This window comes from Kineosporia corallincola, assembly GCF_018499875.1.
GTDB classification, from domain to species: domain Bacteria; phylum Actinomycetota; class Actinomycetes; order Actinomycetales; family Kineosporiaceae; genus Kineosporia; species Kineosporia corallincola.
This window is the reverse complement of record NZ_JAHBAY010000001.1, coordinates 601071-617462: the sequence shown is the minus strand read 5'-3', so window position 1 is coordinate 617462 and position 16392 is coordinate 601071. Positions and strand designations below refer to the sequence as shown.

General features: G+C 68.9%; 18 protein-coding genes and 3 tRNA genes. 7 read left to right on the top strand and 14 right to left on the bottom strand.

Translation table 11 applies throughout. The features are described from left to right. Window positions 1–26: 26 nt before the first annotated feature. The gene (locus KIH74_RS02750; RefSeq protein WP_281417581.1) at window positions 27–1247 is read right to left on the bottom strand and encodes a helix-turn-helix domain-containing protein; all 1221 of its coding nucleotides are present in this window, start codon (window positions 1245–1247) and stop codon (window positions 27–29) included. Window positions 1248–1701: 454 nt separating this feature from the next. Between KIH74_RS02750 and KIH74_RS02745 the strand changes: the two genes are divergently transcribed. Continuing rightward, window positions 1702–1890 carry a hypothetical protein gene (locus KIH74_RS02745; RefSeq protein ID WP_214154039.1) on the top strand — a complete coding sequence of 63 codons (189 nt, stop codon included), beginning with the start codon at window positions 1702–1704 and terminating at the stop codon, window positions 1888–1890. A 54-nt stretch (window positions 1891–1944) separates the two neighbouring features. Here the strand turns inward: KIH74_RS02745 and KIH74_RS02740 are convergent, their stop codons facing one another. Then, entirely contained in the window at window positions 1945–3141 is a 1197-nt protein-coding gene (locus tag KIH74_RS02740; RefSeq protein WP_214154038.1) for a helix-turn-helix domain-containing protein, read from the bottom strand. 480 nt (window positions 3142–3621) lie between these two features. On the opposite strand from KIH74_RS02740, the gene KIH74_RS02735 reads away from it, so the two are divergent. Next, window positions 3622–3921 carry a hypothetical protein gene (locus KIH74_RS02735; protein ID WP_214154036.1) on the top strand — a complete coding sequence of 100 codons (300 nt, stop codon included), beginning with the start codon at window positions 3622–3624 and terminating at the stop codon, window positions 3919–3921. 186 nt (window positions 3922–4107) lie between these two features. On the opposite strand, the gene KIH74_RS02730 is transcribed toward KIH74_RS02735, so the two are convergent. The 8 genes from KIH74_RS02730 to KIH74_RS02695 all read right to left on the bottom strand — a co-directional run bounded on the left by KIH74_RS02730 (window position 4108) and on the right by KIH74_RS02695 (window position 8426). Continuing rightward, the gene (locus KIH74_RS02730; RefSeq protein WP_214154034.1) at window positions 4108–5133 is read right to left on the bottom strand and encodes an adenosine deaminase; all 1026 of its coding nucleotides are present in this window, start codon (window positions 5131–5133) and stop codon (window positions 4108–4110) included. Window positions 5134–5188: 55 nt separating this feature from the next. Beyond that, window positions 5189–6232, bottom strand: coding sequence for a UDP-N-acetylmuramate dehydrogenase (locus tag KIH74_RS02725; protein WP_214154033.1), 1044 nt, complete (start codon window positions 6230–6232; stop codon window positions 5189–5191). A gap of 81 nt (window positions 6233–6313) precedes the next feature. Further along, complete coding sequence (locus tag KIH74_RS02720; protein WP_308113532.1) at window positions 6314–6739, bottom strand: MaoC/PaaZ C-terminal domain-containing protein; 426 nt, start codon at window positions 6737–6739, stop codon at window positions 6314–6316. Further along, a complete protein-coding gene (locus KIH74_RS02715; protein ID WP_214154031.1) occupies window positions 6736–7188 on the bottom strand; it encodes an FAS1-like dehydratase domain-containing protein in 453 nt (150 codons plus the stop codon). Before KIH74_RS02715 ends, KIH74_RS02720 begins: the two co-directional genes overlap by 4 nt. Before the next feature lie 84 nt (window positions 7189–7272). After that, entirely contained in the window at window positions 7273–7443 is a 171-nt protein-coding gene (gene rpmG, locus KIH74_RS02710; RefSeq protein ID WP_214154029.1) for a 50S ribosomal protein L33, read from the bottom strand. Between the two features lie 74 nt (window positions 7444–7517). Continuing rightward, a tRNA-Met gene (locus tag KIH74_RS02705) sits at window positions 7518–7590 on the bottom strand. Between the two features lie 33 nt (window positions 7591–7623). Next, window positions 7624–7696 (bottom strand) — tRNA-Thr (locus KIH74_RS02700). 238 nt (window positions 7697–7934) lie between these two features. Then, complete coding sequence (locus KIH74_RS02695; RefSeq protein WP_214154027.1) at window positions 7935–8426, bottom strand: YajQ family cyclic di-GMP-binding protein; 492 nt, start codon at window positions 8424–8426, stop codon at window positions 7935–7937. Window positions 8427–8570: 144 nt separating this feature from the next. Between KIH74_RS02695 and KIH74_RS02690 the strand changes: the two genes are divergently transcribed. Continuing rightward, window positions 8571–8652: transfer RNA gene (locus KIH74_RS02690), tRNA-Tyr, on the top strand. An 86-nt stretch (window positions 8653–8738) separates the two neighbouring features. Here KIH74_RS02690 and KIH74_RS02685 read toward each other — a convergent pair. Beyond that, window positions 8739–9122, bottom strand: coding sequence for an ATP-binding protein (locus KIH74_RS02685; RefSeq protein ID WP_214154026.1), 384 nt, complete (start codon window positions 9120–9122; stop codon window positions 8739–8741). Window positions 9123–9400: 278 nt separating this feature from the next. Continuing rightward, entirely contained in the window at window positions 9401–9835 is a 435-nt protein-coding gene (locus KIH74_RS02680) for an STAS domain-containing protein (RefSeq protein WP_214154024.1), read from the bottom strand. Between the two features lie 187 nt (window positions 9836–10022). On the opposite strand from KIH74_RS02680, the gene KIH74_RS02675 reads away from it, so the two are divergent. Together KIH74_RS02675 and KIH74_RS02670 are read left to right on the top strand one after the other, a co-directional pair. After that, on the top strand, window positions 10023–11735 hold the full coding sequence (locus tag KIH74_RS02675; RefSeq protein WP_214154022.1) for a SpoIIE family protein phosphatase: 1713 nt from the start codon (window positions 10023–10025) through the stop codon (window positions 11733–11735). Between the two features lie 129 nt (window positions 11736–11864). Further along, the gene (locus KIH74_RS02670) at window positions 11865–12419 is read left to right on the top strand and encodes an NUDIX domain-containing protein (protein WP_214154020.1); all 555 of its coding nucleotides are present in this window, start codon (window positions 11865–11867) and stop codon (window positions 12417–12419) included. Between the two features lie 3 nt (window positions 12420–12422). On the opposite strand, the gene KIH74_RS02665 is transcribed toward KIH74_RS02670, so the two are convergent. After that, window positions 12423–13301: a dioxygenase family protein gene (locus KIH74_RS02665; RefSeq protein WP_214154018.1), complete on the bottom strand. Its 879-nt coding sequence runs from the start codon at window positions 13299–13301 to the stop codon at window positions 12423–12425. A gap of 216 nt (window positions 13302–13517) precedes the next feature. On the opposite strand from KIH74_RS02665, the gene KIH74_RS02660 reads away from it, so the two are divergent. Together KIH74_RS02660 and KIH74_RS02655 are read left to right on the top strand one after the other, a co-directional pair. After that, a complete protein-coding gene (locus KIH74_RS02660; protein WP_214154016.1) occupies window positions 13518–14831 on the top strand; it encodes a glycosyl hydrolase in 1314 nt (437 codons plus the stop codon). Window positions 14832–14968: 137 nt separating this feature from the next. After that, window positions 14969–15385, top strand: a complete 417-nt coding sequence (locus tag KIH74_RS02655; protein ID WP_214154015.1) for a hypothetical protein — start codon at window positions 14969–14971, stop codon at window positions 15383–15385. Window positions 15386–15493: 108 nt separating this feature from the next. Here KIH74_RS02655 and htpX read toward each other — a convergent pair whose 3' ends face one another. Then, window positions 15494–16354, bottom strand: a complete 861-nt coding sequence (gene htpX, locus KIH74_RS02650; protein WP_214154013.1) for a zinc metalloprotease HtpX — start codon at window positions 16352–16354, stop codon at window positions 15494–15496. Between the last annotated feature and the right edge of the window lie 38 nt (window positions 16355–16392).

Genomic DNA, 16392 nt, shown 5'->3' with positions numbered 1-16392 from the left:
CACGCTCGAAGAGCGGGGACGCAGGGCTAGGAAGCCTTCAGGAGGGTGCCCGGATTGCTGATAGCCGGCGTCATGGTCGTGTTGGCCACCACTGGAACGCGGATGAGCATCCAGAAGTCGTCCGGGTCCAGGTTGCGGTTCAGCCATTCCTCGTTGCCCTCGCGGAACCGGGCGTCGGTGAAGGCCCGGACTGCTCCGTAGGTGCCACGGCTGAACATCCCGCCGAACCGGGTGACTGTGGTGTCCGGGTTGAACGGGTTGATGCTGCGCTGGATCAGCGCCACGTCCGAGGTGAGCTGTGGCACCCCGTGCAGGAGCTGACGGCCGCGGTCGTCGCCGCCGTCACCGGCCAGGAAGGTGGACCGGAAGGCCTCGGTGGACTTGATCTCGTTCTGATCGATCGTCGGGACGCCGTCGTCGTCGACGGTGACCACGAACTCGGCGTCGAACTCCACGCCGTCGTTGTCCCAGACCACGCTGACCGGAGTCTTCAGCCGGTCCCTGAAGTCACCGACGGTGTCCTGGTTGCCGCTGGGCAGGTCGGAGAGCTGGTCGTCGATGCCGCCGAAGAGAATCAGGTGGCCGGTGAGTTGGTCGGGGCTGCTGACATTGTCGTAGGTGAACCACTGCACGAACGCCTTCGGGTTCTCCGCCCGCAGGTGCCCGACGATCTCGACCAGGGGGTCGATGTCGCCGTTGGCCAGGTTGCGTACAAAGTTGGGGTGGCGACGGTTCACGGCGTACTGCACCGCCGGCGGCAGTTTGCCGAGGTCCGGCTCGCCCTTCTCGTAACCGAGCTGGCGCCGGGACAGCGGGGTGCAGAGGATCGTGATCGGCTGGCCGTCGGAGTAGTAGAGGAAGCGCCCACCGAGCTCCCCGACGTCGGAGGCCCGGGGCGGGGCGGGCGGGGTCGGCGGAGCCGGCGGCGGGGCTTCCTCGCTGCCCTGGTCACGCAGGCGCTTGAACTCCTCGAAGAGGCCCTCCATCGCCACGGTCTCGTCTTCGTTCAGGTCGTCCTCGGGGAGCAGGTGCACGCTGCCCTCGATCGAGCGGTTGCTGCTGAAGAAGCGGGCATAGGCGCGCAGGCGCTCTTCCGGCGGGACGGCGTTGCCACTCTCCCAGGAACTGATGAGGGCGTTGCTCAGGCCCATCGCCTGGGACAACTGCCGCTGGGTCACCTGCCTGCCGAACGTTTTCATCCGCAGCTCTTTGAGACGCGTTCCCAACCTCGTCGGCACCGTAGCCATCGCCATCATCCCACTTCACTGAAGCCCGCTGAACTCAAGTTCGAAGACTCGCGCATCCAGTGAACCATCAGAAGACCTTCACTGGCGAGGGACTCGCTGCAAGTAACGCCTTTTTAGTTGGATTGACATCCGTGCATGTCAAACGGCGACTGAATCGAACTGAACTCGACTCCCCCGCCGCTGAAATCGTCCCTACTCGACCTTGTGGTCCTCATTCAGTCAGGTCACACTGACTTCAGGAGCTTTAACTGAACCCGCCTGCCCCGACCGCACAGGTTCAGCCGAAGCGCCCGGCGCCGCTCGAAGGCCCGTGAAAGCGCGCGGATGCACCGCTTCCGAAGCTCGTGCTCGGCCGTACCGGGGGAGGGAACGTGCCCGGCTTCCACGCCACGATCCATTCGGCGAACCTCAGCTCCCTGATCGCCAGGGGAACGACGGCGATCAGGGGTCCGTGATGTTCTTGCTGCTCATCGCCGCCCTGATCCTCTTCGCCGTGCTCAATGCCGTCAGCCGGTTCCAGCAGCCCCTGGTGGTGGTGCTGCAAGACCCGTTCAAGCTGCTGCTCAAGGCGATCGTGTTCGGGGTGATCAGCGCGGTCGTCCTGGTCACGCTCATCACCGTCGTCCTGCTCGCCGTCACCTGAAGCGGGCACCTGAAGCGGGCACCTGAAGCGGGCACCTGAAGCGGGCACCGCCGGTCAGGACGTCCGCAGCCGGGTGCTCGCCCGGGCCAGGTCGGGCGTCAGAGTGGTGCCCGCCACCACCGGCACGCGCAGCAGCATCCAGAAGTCCTCGGGGTCGAGGTTGCTCTCCAGCCACTGCATGTTGCGCAACCGGAACCGCGGATCGGTGAAAGCCCGCACCGCGCCGTAGGTTCCGCGGCTGAACATGCCACCGAACCAGGTCACGCCGACTCCCGGGTTGAACGGGTTGGGGCCCCGCTGAACGACGGCGATGTCCGAGGTGAGCTGGGGCGTGGCCCGGTAGAGCGCACGTCCCCGCGGGTCGTCGCTCCCCCGCACCCAGACCGGCCGGAAGGCCTCGAACTGCACGGCGTCCTGCGGGTCGGAGGTGGGCACGCCGTCCCGGTCCAGCAGCAGCTGCACCTCGCCGTCGAACTCCAGCCCGTCGTCGTCCCACCGCATCCGCACCGGGCTCCCGATCCGGGAACGCAACACCTCGAGCACGTAGGAGCCACCGGCCGGAGGAGCGCCCAGGTGCTCGTCCACCCCGCCCAGCAGGACCAGGTGGCCGGTGAGCTGATCGGCCGAGGAGATCCGGTCGTAGGTCAGCCAACTGATCTCCGTGGCCGGGTTCTCCGCCCGCACGTGACCGACCAGCTCGATCAGCGCGTCCACGTCGGCGTTGGCCAGGTTGCGGATGAAGTTGGGATGGTTCTGGTTGGTCATGTACTGGACCACGGGCAGCAGATCGCCCGCCTGCGCGGCCTCCTCGCTGTACCCCAGCTGCCGTCGGGTGAGCGGGGTGCAGAGCACCGTCACCGGCTGGCCGTCGGGAAAGTGCAGGAACCGGCAGCCGAGAGCACCGGTCCGACCGGCCGGCTCCGGCCCGTCGGTCTCGTCCGGCACGAACTGCCGCAGCCCCCGCAGCTCCTGGAACAGGGTCTCCCGGGCGAGTTGCTCCTCCGTCGTCAGCTCGTCGTCGGGAAGCAGCCGGACGACGTCGCCCCGCACGGAACGATCCGAGCAGAAGAACAACGCGTAGCTGCGCAGAAGCAGCTCGGGCGGAACCGCCGCCCCGCTCTCCCACGAGGAGATCAGGGCTCCTGACAGACCCAGCGCCTGGGACAGCTGCCGCTGGGTCAGTGCCTGAGGAAAATGATGCCGCCGCAGGGTCCGTAAACGGTTGGCCAGAGGGCTGCCGCTCGCGGTCATGATCACTCCGCCTCACTGAAGTTCGCTGAACCGCAGTTGCCAGGACAAGGCATAGTGAATCACCTGCGGCGACGTTCCGGGCGCCGAGGAAAAAGCCCACCCGAACCACCCACCACGAGCCACCGGAAAGAAGCTCCGAAAACATTTCGATTACATCATTCAATGTCATTAAGAGAATTCACCCGACGTCAAGAAGTGCTGGCCGCAGGCGTTGTCCGATCACCCCGACGACAGCTTCATCAGTGGTAGCCAGTGGTGTAGGACTGAACGAAGCTAAATTTCATTCATATTCGGATAACTCCGGCTGAATGGGGTTGCCTTGGAGCTTAACGCCGGTCACACTTGACACTGAGCACACTTCAGCTAACCACCAGTCCCCCAGCTGATCGTGATCAGTTCAGGACTGGCAGACCGCAGGTCCGGGCTGAACCTTCCCCGGGCTGCACGGATCGCATCAGAAAGCGCACTGTGCCCGGCCGCATGGGGGAGGGGATCCACGTGATCGGCTACACCGAAGGCAGCGCGACAGACCTCGGCACCCTGGTCGCTTCGGGGGGAAGCGACGGTTCCGAGGGTCTGCTCCTGATCGTCCTGATGTTGCTGGCCGGGGTCTTCGTCGTGGCCGTCAGCATCGTCAACCGTTTCCGCCAGCCGTTCGTCGTCGTCCTGGAGCACCCGTTCAGGTTCCTGATGAAGACGATCATGGTCGGGGTGATGACCGCCACGGTCACCGTCACCCTGATCTCCATCATCATCGCCACCGCGGGCTCACCCACCTGACGGCGGCCCACGAGAAACACCGCACCGCAACAGCTTCCGGATCGGCCAGCCTGTCCCCCGTCAGGCCACCGAACCGGAGCCGCGCTCCGAGAGGCGCGGCGTCTGGTCACCGTCCCGCTTGAGGGTGCGGGACGGTGACCGGGCTTCATCAGGGAGTGGCTCCGGATCGCCGCCGGAGCCACTCCCTCAGTCCTGTTCCGGCCCCCATGCCTCGACCTCGGCCAGCAGCCCCTTCTTCACGTCGTCGGGCGCCCGGGACGCCTCGATCGACGAAGCCGCCAGGTGCCGCAGCGCGGCGTCGTCCAGACCGTGCACCTCGCGTGCCGTCTCGTACTGCGCGGCCAGCCGGGGCCCGAACAGCAACGGGTCGTCGGCCCCCAGCGCCAGCCGGGCGCCCGAGTCGATCAGGGACCGCAGCGGAACCTCGGCCGGGGTCGGGTACACCCCGAGTGCCACGTTGGACGCCGGGCAGACCTCCAGCGCCACTCCGGCGTCGACCAGCCGACCCAGCACCTCCTGGTTCTCCGCCGCGCGCACCCCGTGGCCGAGGCGGTCCGGGTGCAGTGTGTCCAGCGTCAGGGAGACGTGGTCGGGGCCGCGGAGCTCGCCGCTGTGCGGCAGGCTGGCCAGCCCGGCGTTGCGGGCGATGCGGAAGGCCGGGGCGAAGTCCTCGGTGTCGCCGCGGCGTTCGTCGTTGCTCAGCCCGAAGCCGACCACCGTGCCCGGGCCCTCACCGGCGTACCGGGCCGCCAGCCGGGCCAGGATGCGGGCGTCCAGCGGATGCCGCATACGGCTGGCCGCCACCACGATCGCGACCTGGCAGCCGGTCGTCTGCGACGCCTCCCGGGCCGCGTCCAGCACGATCTCCAGGGCCGGCGTCAGCCCGCCGACGTGCGGGGCGTAGGAGGTGGGGTCGACCTGCATCTCCAGCCAGCGCGACCCCTCGGCGGCGTCGTCCTGCGCGGCCTCCAGCACCAGCCGGCGCATGTCTTCCTCGTCTCGCACGCAGGCCCGGGCCGCGTCGTACAGCCGCTGGAAGCGGAACCAGCCCCGTTCGTCCGGGGTGAGCCGCAGCAGATGGTGCTCGCGCAGGGTCTCCGGCAACCGGATGCGGTGCTTGGCCGCCATCTCCTGCAAGGTCGCCGGCCGCATCGAGCCGGTGAAGTGCAGGTGCAGATGGGCTTTGGGAAGAGTGCTGACCGGACGCTCCATGACGAGAGTTTGCCAGGTGCCCCGGGATGCTCCGGTCAGTCCGGGCCGTGCGCCCTCAGGACAGCTCGCAGCCGATCAGCTCGGGTTCTGGCACCAGCCGCACGCCGTAGGCCCTCTCCACGCCGTCGCGCACCTGGCGGGCCACGTCGAGCACGTCGTCGGTGGTCGCCGCGCCGCGGTTGGTCAGGGCCAGGGTGTGCTTGGTCGAGAGGCTCGCCGGGCCGGGCAGGCCGAACCCCTTGGCGAAGCCGGCGTGGTCGATCAGCCAGGCGGCCGAGGTCTTCACCAGGCCGTCGGCGGCCGGGTAGCGCGGGGCCTCCGACGGCAGCCGGTCGGCCTGGTCAGCGGGCAGCACCGGGTTGGTGAAGAACGAGCCCGCGCTCCAGGTGTCGTGATCGGCGGCGTCGAGCACCATGCCCTTGCCGGCGCGCAGTTCGAGGACGGCGGAACGCACCTCGGCCAGTGCGACCCGGTCCCCTTTCTCCACGCCGAGGCGGGCGGCCAGCTCGGCGTAGCGCACCGGTTCGCTGTAGTCGGCCACGACGAACTGGAACGAGACCTTGAGGACGACGAACCGCGGTCCGCCCCGGAACCGCTCCTTCTTGAACAGCGAGTCGCGATAGCCGAAGCGGCAGTCCGCGGAGGCCAGGGTACGGATCTTCTGCTCGGCCCGGTCCCAGGTGCGGACGCTGGCGATCGTGCCCGACACCTCCTGGCCGTAGGCGCCCACGTTCTGCACCGGCGTCGCACCGGTGGAGCCCGGGATGCCGGACAGCGCCTCGACGCCGATCCAGCCGCTGGTGACGGCCTTCTCCACCACGCCGTCCCAGGGCTCACCGGCCTCGACCGTGATCTCGGCGCCGCCGCAGTAGTCCACGTTCTGCACCGTGATGCCCCGTGAGGCGACCTGGATCACTGTTCCGTCGAAGCCCGCGTCGCCGATCACCAGGTTGGAACCGCCGCCGATCAGCAGCACCGGCTCCTGGGCGGCGTCGGCCTCGCGCACGGCGGCCACCAGCTCGTCGGCGGAGCCGGCCACCACGTGCCGCCGGGCCGGACCCCCCACCCGCAGGGTCGTCAGCTCGCCCAGCCGCGTCATCAATACTCCTCGTCGATCATCGTTCTGCCGGTGCGGATCTCGCCGGAGCAGCCCGGACACCACACCGGTCGGTCCGGGAGCTCAAGGCAGCCGGACGACGGCGATCGCCTTGCCCAGGACCTTCTGGCCGCCGCTGAGTACGGTCAGCGTGACCGTGACGGTGCGCGCGACCTCGTCGGTGGCCGTGACCTTGCCGCTGTAGGTGACGGTGGCACCGTTGTCGTCGTCGGGAACCGGCACCGGGTTGGTGAACCGGACGCCGTACTGCACGACCGCGCCGGCGTCACCCGCCCAGTCGCTGACGTACCGGCCGCCGAGCGCCATCGTGTACATGCCGTGCGCGATCACACCGGGCAGGCCGACCGAGGTGGCGACCCGCTCGTTCCAGTGGATGACGTTGAAGTCGCCGCTGGCTCCGGCGTACCGGATCAGGTCGGCGCGGGTGACGGTGACGTCTGCGGCGGCCAGCTCGTCGCCGACGGAGACCTGGTCGAACTTCACGCTCACGCCTGCTCCTCCGCCCGGATGATCACCATGGAGACGGCGGTGGCGACGGGTTCGCCCGCGGCGTCGGTGATCTCGATCCGGGTGACCACCCGGCCGTTGCCCGCCATCATGCGCGCGTCGTCCACGTGCGCGACCGAGGTGAGCCGGTCGCCGGCGACGATCGGGCGGTGGTGGGTGAACTTCTGCTCGCCGTGCACCAGGCGGGAGTAGTCGATGCCGGCCTCCGGGTCGGTCATCACCAGACCCTCGCAGCGCTGGGCGATCACGATCGCGAAGGTGGGCGGGGCCACGACGTCGGGGTAGCCGAGCGCGCGGGCGGCCTCCGGGTCGGTGTGAACCGGGTCGGTCGACCGGATCGCCTGGGCGAACTCGCGGATCTTCTCCCGGCCGACCTCGTAGACCGGTGAACCGGTGTAGGTCTTCCCGGCGATCTGTGGGTTGACACCCATCAGGCCCCTCCTTGGTCCTAGCTCACTGACGCAAACATGACGAAGGGCCGCCCCGCAGACGGGACGGCCTTCCGACGAAACGACTCAGCGGGTTTCGCGGTGCGCGGTGTGGTTGCCACAGCGCGGGCAGAACTTCTTCAGCTCCATGCGGTCCGGGTCGTTACGCCGGTTCTTCTTGGTGATGTAGTTGCGCTCCTTGCACTCGACGCACGCCATGGTGATCTTGGGACGGACGTCGGCAGTCTTGCTGGCCACGGCGGTGCCTCTTTCGAAGAAGTCGCTGTCGATGAGGATCGAGCTACATACAGCGGTACGGATAACTTTCGCAGTAGCGAGGACGGGACTTGAACCCGTGACACAACGATTATGAGTCGTTTGCTCTACCAGCTGAGCTACCCCGCCAAGCGCGGTCTCGCTCTCGAACAAGACCAACAGAGCCCCGATAGGGAATCGAACCCTAGACCTTCTCCTTACCATGGAGACGCTCTGCCGACTGAGCTATCGGGGCCTGCCATCCGAGCGGCGCTTGCTTTCCTCGGTGGCGTCGCCAACAGTACAGGATCAGAGCCCCAGGTCTGAAATCGGTATCCCCCGACGGCGCCACTCTTGCCGTTTTCGCAGGTCAGCAGACCATGAGCGACACCGACCCGGCGGTTTGCCCGACCCGGGCGCAGACCACCCCGGAGTCCGAGGACGGCGACGAGCCCGGTCCGGGCTCATCGTCGTCCTCAAGGGGTGCCCCGATCTCAGCGGTAGTTCACGAACTGGACGGCGACGTCCAGGTCGGCGTTCTTGAGCAGGCTGATGACCTCCTGGAGGTCGTCACGGCTCTTGCTGGAGACCCGCATCTCCTCACCGGTGATCTGGGTCTTCACGCCCTTCGGGCCCTCGTCCCGGATGATCTTGCCGATCTTCTTGGCGTTCTCCTGGGACAAGCCCTCCTTGATGTCGGACTCCATCCGGTACTCCTTGCCCGAGGGCTTGGGCTCCGAGGAGTCCAGCACCTTCAGCGAGACGCCGCGCTTGATCAGCTTGCCCTGGAACACGTCCAGGACCGCCTTCACGCGCTCCTCGCTGTTGGCCTTGATCAGCACCTTCTCCCCGCTCCACTCGATCGAGGCGCCGGTGCCCTTGAAGTCGTATCGCTGGGCGATCTCCTTCTCCGCCTGGTTGAGCGCGTTGTCGACCTCCTGCCGGTCGACCTTGCTGACCACATCGAACGACGAATCGCTGGCCACGACGAAGCTCCTTACTTGCTGTTCAGGGGACTGTTCCCTCCGGCCCGGCGGACCCCGGCCGGAGGCGGATGCGCGGAGCACCCGCGATCCTTGCTATCCTGCCATTCGCCGGACGGGCCCACGGGCTCGCACGGTGAAGCGCAAGGCGGTTTGCCCGAGTGGCCAAAGGGATCTGACTGTAAATCAGACGGCTCAGCCTTCACAGGTTCGAATCCTGTAGCCGCCACACCAGCGCAGTACGGCCGTCGGCCCTGAGAAATCAGGACCGACGGCCGTTTTCGTTGTGCCCGGGCGGCGCACCGCCCGACGGGATCAGCCGCGCGCCAGCCCGGGCCGGCGCAGACTCAGCAGCTCGATCAGGTGTTCCGAGGGGGTGTCGGGGATCTCCGCCCAGACGGTCTTCGTGGCGTCCCTCACATACCAGCCGGCCGCCGAGGCCAGGGTGAGCACGATGGCCAGCCCTCGGCCGCCGATCTGTTCCGGCTCCAGCCCGCCCTCGGCGGGCTCCAGTTCGGGGGCGGAGTCCTCGACGCCGATCAGCCAGGAGTCCGGGCTGGACGACAGCGTCACCCGCACCGGCTGCCGGGCGTGACGCAGGGCGTTGCCGGCCAGCTCGGAGTAGACCACCTCCATGCGGCGGGCGAGAACGGCCAGCAGCGGGGCGCCGGGCACGGGGAGCAACGGGGGCTCGCGCACGCACAGGGCGGTCAGCGCGTCCCGGGTCTCCCCGAAGGTGGCGAGACCGGGGAGCAGCCAGGTGGCGTGATGGCGCCGGAGGACTTCGGGCGGATGCGCCCGGATCAGAGGGGAAATGACTGTGCTCCCTGCTGGGCCGTCGAGGCGGCGGGCTCGGCCGGGCCCGGCGCGGAAGTCAACCTCAACCCAAGGCCAGCCTCGTGATTGCAGCCTAGGCCCGACCCGACCCGGCCGCACGACGCGTCGGGCGGACCAGGGCAGGTGAGGGGCCGCCGCGGTCAGGGCGTGGCCATCCCGCTCGGGCCGGGACGCCCCTCCACCCAGGTGAACAACGGGGCGGCACCCGCGACCGAGAGCATCTCCTCGACCAGCGGGGCCGGGCCGCACAGGGTGATGGTGCGGCCGTGCGAGCGGATCGAGGCCGCCACCCGCACCAGGAAGGAGATGCCGACCGAGTCGATCATCTCGACGTGCCGGACGTCGACGAGGATCGGGATCTGCTTCTCGATGGCATAGCCGCCCGCCTCCTCCAGCTCCTGCGCCTGACCGATGTCGATGGTTCCGCGCAGCAGCACGACCACCGCACCGTCCTGGTCGTAGACCGCCACGTCACCGTGCGCCGCGGCGCCTTCGGCCCGGGCCCGCGCCGCCAGGCCGACCGGCTGGACCGAGTGGAGGTGACGCGGTGGCCGCGGGCCAGATTTCTCGTTCATGGACTCCGCCCATCTGCCGGAGGCTTTCCGGGGACACGTCGCTCAATCTGCTGGTGCTCCGTTCTGCCCGCATCTGGACACCCTGCCCACGACACTTCGTCAAGTGCCCGCCGGCCAGTTGGAACGCCGTTGTGCTCTCCCCATAATGAGGCCGTGTCGAGTTGGTGTGGTGCGAGGACGTCTTCGCATGAGTGACGAGACCCGGATGACGTTCGACCGGTACACCCAGCTGGTCGGCGACATTCTGGGGGTTCCCGCCGCCATCGTGTCGATCCTCGGCGAACACGGGCAGACCTTCCCCGGGGCCTTCGGCCTGCCCGAACCCTGGCAGACCCAGCGCTGGACCCCTCTGGTCCATTCCGTCTGCCTGCTCGTGGTGCAGAACGAGGCCCCGGTGGCCGTGCCGGACGCCCGCCTGGACGACCGCACCAGCCACAACCCGTCGATCAGCGAACTGCACCTGGTGGCCTACCTCGGCGTGCCGCTGCGCAGCCAGGGCGAGGTGGTCGGCGCCATGTGCGCCATCGACGACAGCCCTCGGGAATGGACCGACCGCGACACCCACCTGCTGACCGGCCTGGCCGCCGCCTGCTCGGCCGAACTGACCCTGCGCGCCTCCCGGGCCCAGGCCCGGGCCCGGCAGCAGGAGGCCGAGTCGGCCCGGAACATCGCCGAGCGCGACGGCCATGACGCCCGGGTGGCGCAGCAACGCTCCGAACGGCGCCGGCAGGCCGTGCAGGAGTCGGAACGGCACTCCCGGCTGCTGCTGTCGATGTCCGAGTCGCTGACCGCCACCACCACTGTGGACAGCGTGATCGAGGTGGTGCAGCACGCCGCGATCAGTTATCTCGGCGCCACCACCGCACGGTTCGAGCTGGACGGCTTCCCACTGCTGATCGACGCCGGCACGGACGACGGACAGCGCTCGCTGCCGGTGCCGTTGTCCGGCGGTCTGCCCGGCCATCTCACGCTCAGCTGGGCCACCCCGGAGGAGGCGCGGCGCTGGATCGGCTCGAACGGGACCGTGAACCGGATCGAGGAGACCGTCGCCGCTCTGGCCCACTACGCGTCCACCGCACTGGACCGGGCGATCCTGCTTCAGGAACGCCGGAGCGCGGCGGCGACCCTCCAGCACGCGATGCTGACCACCCTGCCGACCCGGCCCGACATGGAGCTGGAGGCCCGGTACGTGCCCGCGGCCAGCGCCAACCAGGTCGGCGGCGACTGGTACGACGCGGTGGTGATCGAGGACCCGGCGGGGACAGCGGCCGAGACACCGGTCGAGGCTCTGGTCGAAGCTCCGGCCGAGATCCCCGCCGAGGCTCTGGCCGTGGTGATCGGCGACGTGGCCGGGCACGACATCGAGGCGGCGGCCACCATGGGCCAGGTGCGCAGCATCCTGCGCGGGCTGCTGGTCGACAGCCCTCGGCCGCCGGCGCAGATGATCGGCCGGCTCGACGCGGCGCTCGCCCGGCTCGGGATGCCCACGGCCTCGTCGCTGGTGCTGGCCGTGCTGCACCGGCACCCCGACGACCCGCAGGCATACCGTCTGTCCTGGGCGAACGCGGGACATCCCCATCCGCTGCTGGTGCGGGCGAACGGTGACGCGGAACTGCTCACCGGCGAGCCGGACCTACTGCTCGGCATTCCGTACGAGATGTCGCGCAGCACACGGCACGTGGACCTGTGGCCGGGCGACACCCTGATCCTCTACACCGACGGTCTGGTGCAGCGCCACGGGCGACGTCTGGCCGAGGGGCAGGAGCGGCTGATGGAGAGCGCGGCCGCCCACCACCTGCTGCCGCTCGGGGAGTCGCTCGACAACGTGCTGCAAGACCTGATCACCAACGCCCCGGACGACGACTGCGCGGTGCTCGCGGTGCGGCTGCTGCCTTTCTGAACCCGGCTGATCCCGGCGGGACCCGGCCCCGGCTCGGCCGGGCGGTTGTGGGTCGATCCGGTGAACTCCCGCTCCGGGCGCTGTGCCGGGCTTGCACCACGTCACCGCGGGGGTGTTCGATCGAGCGTCGTGACCACCGGCGAAACCGCGACCCCTCTGCCCACCCTGGCCGACGACCTGCTCACCGAGGGGGTGCCGGAGGCCGAGTTCAACCCGGGCATCGCCTCCCGGCTGCCGGCCAAGAACGTGGCGGGGGCCGCGCTGTTCCGCAACGAGCGGGGCGAGATCCTGCTGGTCGAGCCGATCTACAAGCCCACCTGGATCATGCCCGGCGGCGCGGTGGAGGAGAACGAGGACCCGCGGCTGGGCTGCCGCCGGGAACTGGCCGAGGAGCTGGGGCTGGACCTGGAGCCCGGCCGGCTGCTGGTGGTCGACTGGGTGCCACGGCACGGCGTGTGGCGCGACCAGTTGCAGTTCGTGTTCGACTGCGGGGTGCTGGACGCCGGGCAGGTGGCCGCGCTGACCCTTCAGGAGAGCGAGCTGCGGGCAGCGCATTTCGTCGCCCCGGCCGACCTCGCCCGCACCCCGCTCACGCCGTCGCTGGCCCGCCGGCTGGGGCAGGCGCTGACCGCGCTGGAGCGGGGCACGACCGAGTACACGACCTACGGCCGGCTGGGCCGATAACCGTCAGGCCACCTGGAACGACCGCTTCGACAGGCCCCACATGTAGCCCTCGATGGTGGTGGTGACCGGGGCCTCCGGGTTCGAGGCCGCGCCCAGGGTGATGAACGCGGGCACGAAGTGCTCGACCGTGGGGTGCGAGTAGGGCAGGCCGGGGGCCCGGTTCAGGTAGTTCATCAGCGTGTCCACGTCGCCGCGGGCCAGCGTCTCCTGCGCCCAGGAGTCGAAGTCGGCCGACCAGCCGGGGATCTTGCCGGCGAACGCCTCACGGGTCAGGAACGGCAGGCCGTGGGTCATGAAGCCGGACCCGATGATCAGCACGCCCTGCTCCCGCAGCGGGCGCAGGCGGCGGCCCAGCTCCATCAGCTTCGCCGGGTCGTGGGTCGGGATGCTGAGCTGGAGCACCGGCACGTCACCGTGCGGGTACATCACCTTCAGCGGAACCCAGGCACCGTGGTCGAGGCCGCGGTTGTTGTGCCGGTGCACGGTCTCCACGTCGGGCATCACCGACGTCACCAGGTCGGCCAGGGCAGTGGAGTCCGGTGTGCCGTAACGCATCTCGAAGTAGCGCTGCGCGAAGCCGCCGAAGTCGTAGACCAGCGGGGTGTTCGCGACCGGGCTGGACAGGCTCAGCGGCGCCGACTCCCAGTGCGCGCTGATGATCAGGATGCTCTTCGGCTTGGGCATCTTCAGCGCCCAGGCGTGCAGCTGGTCCATCCACGGGCCGTCGTCGAACAGCGGGGGTGCGCCGTGGGACAGGTAGAGCGCCGGGAGGGCTCCGTCGCCGGGGGTCCAGGACCGCTGCGCCCGGCTGGTGGCCAGCGCCCCGGGAAGGAAGGCATCGAACGCCGCGCCGGGCGCCGTGGGATCCACCGTGGTCGTCATGTATTTGAAGGTAAGACGATATAGTTGAACAGTCAAGTATCAGATCGCCCGGACAGGTGAGAACGGCCTCCCGCAGTTGGCTGCACACCTGTGCAATTCCTGGCACTCTCAGCGGATTCACCATGACGGCAGGGCATTCTCAAGCGTGAGAGAACTGCTGCCCCGGCAGCCTCGTTCCACCCTTCAAGATCACCCTCACCGAAAGGTCTGCCCACCATGCGTGCCACGCCCCCCGACGACGAGCGCCGTCCCGGGCCGTCCGGCACCGGCCGGCACGCGGCCCCCGCCGCCGACGCCGGCACCGGGCAGTCCCCGTCCGCCCAGACCAACCCGCTGCCGTCCGGCGACGGCGCCCGGTGGACGCAGCAGCGCGAGCCGCAGGACGCACGCACCGAGGGGGCGGAGCAGCCGCCCGGAACCGGTGCCGGCACTCCCCCGGCGCCGCCCGGCGGCCCGAACAAGAAGCTGCTGGGCGCCGGCGCGGCCGTCGTCGTCCTCCTGCTGGTCGCCGTGATCTTCGCGGTCAGCAGGGGCTCGGACGACGGGGACGGCACCGCCACCCCGACCACCTCGGCGAGCGCCACCGCGACCGCCTCGGACGGCACCGAGTACGGCGTGTTCCGGCAGACCAGCGCCGACGACGTGGCGTCGTTCGAGGAGTGGCTGGGGGCGGACGTCAGCTACGTGGTGGACTTCTCCGCCCGGGCCACCTGGGACAACATCGCCAACCCGGACTACCTGCTCGAGGAGTGGCAGAACACGCCGTACCGGCTCGTGTACGCCGTGCCGATGCTGCCCGACGACGACACCGGCGCCAGCGTGAAGTCCGGCGCGAACGGTGACTACGACGCCTACTTCCGCACCCTGGCGCAGAACCTGGTGAAGTACGGCCAGTCAGACGCCGTGCTGCGGGTCGGCTGGGAGTTCAACCTGACCGACTGGGCCTGGTCGACCGACGACTCGGACAGCTGGAAGTCCTACTACCGCAGCATCGTCGAGGCCATGCGCTCGGTGGACGGCGCGAACTTCACCTTCGACTGGAACGTCAACAACGGCTCGAACACCTACGACGCGGTGGACTACTACCCCGGTGACGACGTGGTCGACTACGTCGGGGTGGACGCCTACGACGTGTCCGGCGTCGCCTACCCGTACCCGGACGACTGCGACAGCGCCTGCTACGTGAAGCACCAGAAGCAGGCCTGGGACGAGTCGATCTACGGCGGCGACCGCGGCCTGGAGTTCTGGTCGGGCTTCGCCCAGGAGCACGACAAGCAGCTCAGCATCCCGGAGTGGGGTTGCTGGGCCCGCACCGACGGCATCGGCGGGCACGACGACCCGGACTACATTCAGCGGATGTACGACTTCATCACCGACCCGGACAACAATGTGGCGTACGCCGCCTACTTCGAGTACGACTACAGTGACGGCGAGGGCGGCCAGCACAGTCTGGAACAGTCGTTCCCGAACAGCGGCACACTGTTCAAGAAACTTTTCCAGTCGCTCTACGCGACGTCATCGGCGGCGTGACACCTCGAGTTGCACTCAGCAGTGGTCCGATCGGGCTAAGATCCTTCCGGACCTTTGTGAAGCAGTCGTAAAGATCCATTTCCCGGCGGGGCCTGCGTATTCGTCCCGCCCTGTGATGGATGGGGAAGTACGACTGCATGACGACCACAGGCCGTCCGTCGCGGCCCGATGCCGCCCAGCCGGAAAGCCTTCAGAGCTCCACCCCCCTGCGCGAGCTGCTGAACGCGATGATCGGGCTGCTGCTCGCGGAGATCACCGACGGCTCCGACAGCGAGCAACTCAAGCGATACGTGGCCCCGCTGACCATGTGTCTCGCCCTCGACCGTGATCTCACCGATCAGGCCGGGGTGGCACGGGAGGCGGTGGCGCGGGTGCAGGGCCAGCAGATGACCGATCTGGCCACCGGTGTGCTGATGGCCCGGCTGGGCTGCGACATCCCGGCGGCACGCAATCTGCTGTCCGAATGGCTCGGGCAGAAGGGGCTGGAGCCGGCGACGCTGACACCCGCCGAGATCCAGATGCTGCTCGAAGAGCCTGATTGGGGACGACGCTGAGCGCCCGACCCGCTCGGCGTCACTCCTGAGCGATGCGCCGAGAACGACGCAGCCCCCGGAGCCGGGTGACGGCTCCGGGGGCTGCTCCGGTTCTGCGGGCGATCTGCCTCAGCGGCGGTAGCCGGCCATCGCCTCCAGACGGGCGATGCGGTCGGCCATCGGCGGGTGCGTGGCGAAGAGCTTGGCCACGCCGCCACCGCGGAACGGGTTGGCGATCATCATGTGGCTGGCGTTGACCAGCTCCCGCTCGGGCGGGAGCGGCAGCTGCCGGGTGCCCATCTCCAGCTTGCGCAGGGCCGAGGCCAGCGCCAGCGGGTCGCCGGTGAGCTTGGCGCCGTCTTCGTCGGCGTCGTACTCCCGGGTGCGGCTGATGGCCATCTGGATCACACCCGCCGCGAGCGGGCCGAGGATCGAGAAGGCGATCATGGCCGCGAAGTTCGGCCGCTCGTCGTCGTCACCACCGCCGAAGAACATGGCGAAGTTGGCGATGAAGGTGATCGCGCTGGCCAGGGCCGCCGCGATCGACGCGGTGAGGATGTCGCGGTTGTAGACGTGCATGAGCTCGTGGCCCAGCACACCGCGCAGCTCCCGCTCGTCGAGGATCTGGAGGATGCCCTCGGTGCAGCAGACCGCGGCGTTTCGCGGGTTGCGGCCGGTGGCGAAGGCATTGGGAGCCATCGTCGGGGACACGTACAGCGCGGGCATCGGCTGCCGTGCCTCGTTCGAGAGCTCCCGCACGATCCGGTACATGGCGGGCTGCTCGGCCTCGCTGACCGGGCGGGCCCGCATCGACCTGATCGCCAGCTTGCCGGAGTTCCAGTACCCGTAGGCGTTGATGCCCAGTGCGATGACGAAGGCGATGACCAGGCCCGTGCGCCCGGCGAAGGCCCCGCCGATCAGCAGCAGAAACGCCGACATGCCGCCCAGCAGGACGGCGGTCTTGAGTCCGTTGAAATGACTATGACCCATTTCGGTGCTCCCTGACTCCTCTCGATCGGTGCCACAGG

What these genes read in the sequence shown, in the direction of transcription:
- KIH74_RS02740 (WP_214154038.1), bottom strand. Translation starts at nt 3,141, where the DNA reads ATGACCGCGAGCGGCAGCCCTCTGGCCAACCGTTTACGGACCCTGCGG.
- KIH74_RS02745 (WP_214154039.1), top strand. Translation starts at nt 1,702, where the DNA reads ATGTTCTTGCTGCTCATCGCCGCCCTGATCCTCTTCGCCGTGCTCAAT.
- KIH74_RS02680 (WP_214154024.1), bottom strand. Translation starts at nt 9,835, where the DNA reads ATGAACGAGAAATCTGGCCCGCGGCCACCGCGTCACCTCCACTCGGTC.
- KIH74_RS02730 (WP_214154034.1), bottom strand. Translation starts at nt 5,133, where the DNA reads ATGGAGCGTCCGGTCAGCACTCTTCCCAAAGCCCATCTGCACCTGCAC.
- KIH74_RS02660 (WP_214154016.1), top strand. Translation starts at nt 13,518, where the DNA reads ATGCGTGCCACGCCCCCCGACGACGAGCGCCGTCCCGGGCCGTCCGGC.
- KIH74_RS02725 (WP_214154033.1), bottom strand. Translation starts at nt 6,232, where the DNA reads ATGACGCGGCTGGGCGAGCTGACGACCCTGCGGGTGGGGGGTCCGGCC.
- KIH74_RS02675 (WP_214154022.1), top strand. Translation starts at nt 10,023, where the DNA reads ATGAGTGACGAGACCCGGATGACGTTCGACCGGTACACCCAGCTGGTC.
- KIH74_RS02750 (WP_281417581.1), bottom strand. Translation starts at nt 1,247, where the DNA reads ATGGCTACGGTGCCGACGAGGTTGGGAACGCGTCTCAAAGAGCTGCGG.
- KIH74_RS02715 (WP_214154031.1), bottom strand. Translation starts at nt 7,188, where the DNA reads ATGGGTGTCAACCCACAGATCGCCGGGAAGACCTACACCGGTTCACCG.
- KIH74_RS02655 (WP_214154015.1), top strand. Translation starts at nt 14,969, where the DNA reads ATGACGACCACAGGCCGTCCGTCGCGGCCCGATGCCGCCCAGCCGGAA.
- KIH74_RS02665 (WP_214154018.1), bottom strand. Translation starts at nt 13,301, where the DNA reads ATGACGACCACGGTGGATCCCACGGCGCCCGGCGCGGCGTTCGATGCC.
- htpX (WP_214154013.1), bottom strand. Translation starts at nt 16,354, where the DNA reads ATGGGTCATAGTCATTTCAACGGACTCAAGACCGCCGTCCTGCTGGGC.
- KIH74_RS02735 (WP_214154036.1), top strand. Translation starts at nt 3,622, where the DNA reads ATGGGGGAGGGGATCCACGTGATCGGCTACACCGAAGGCAGCGCGACA.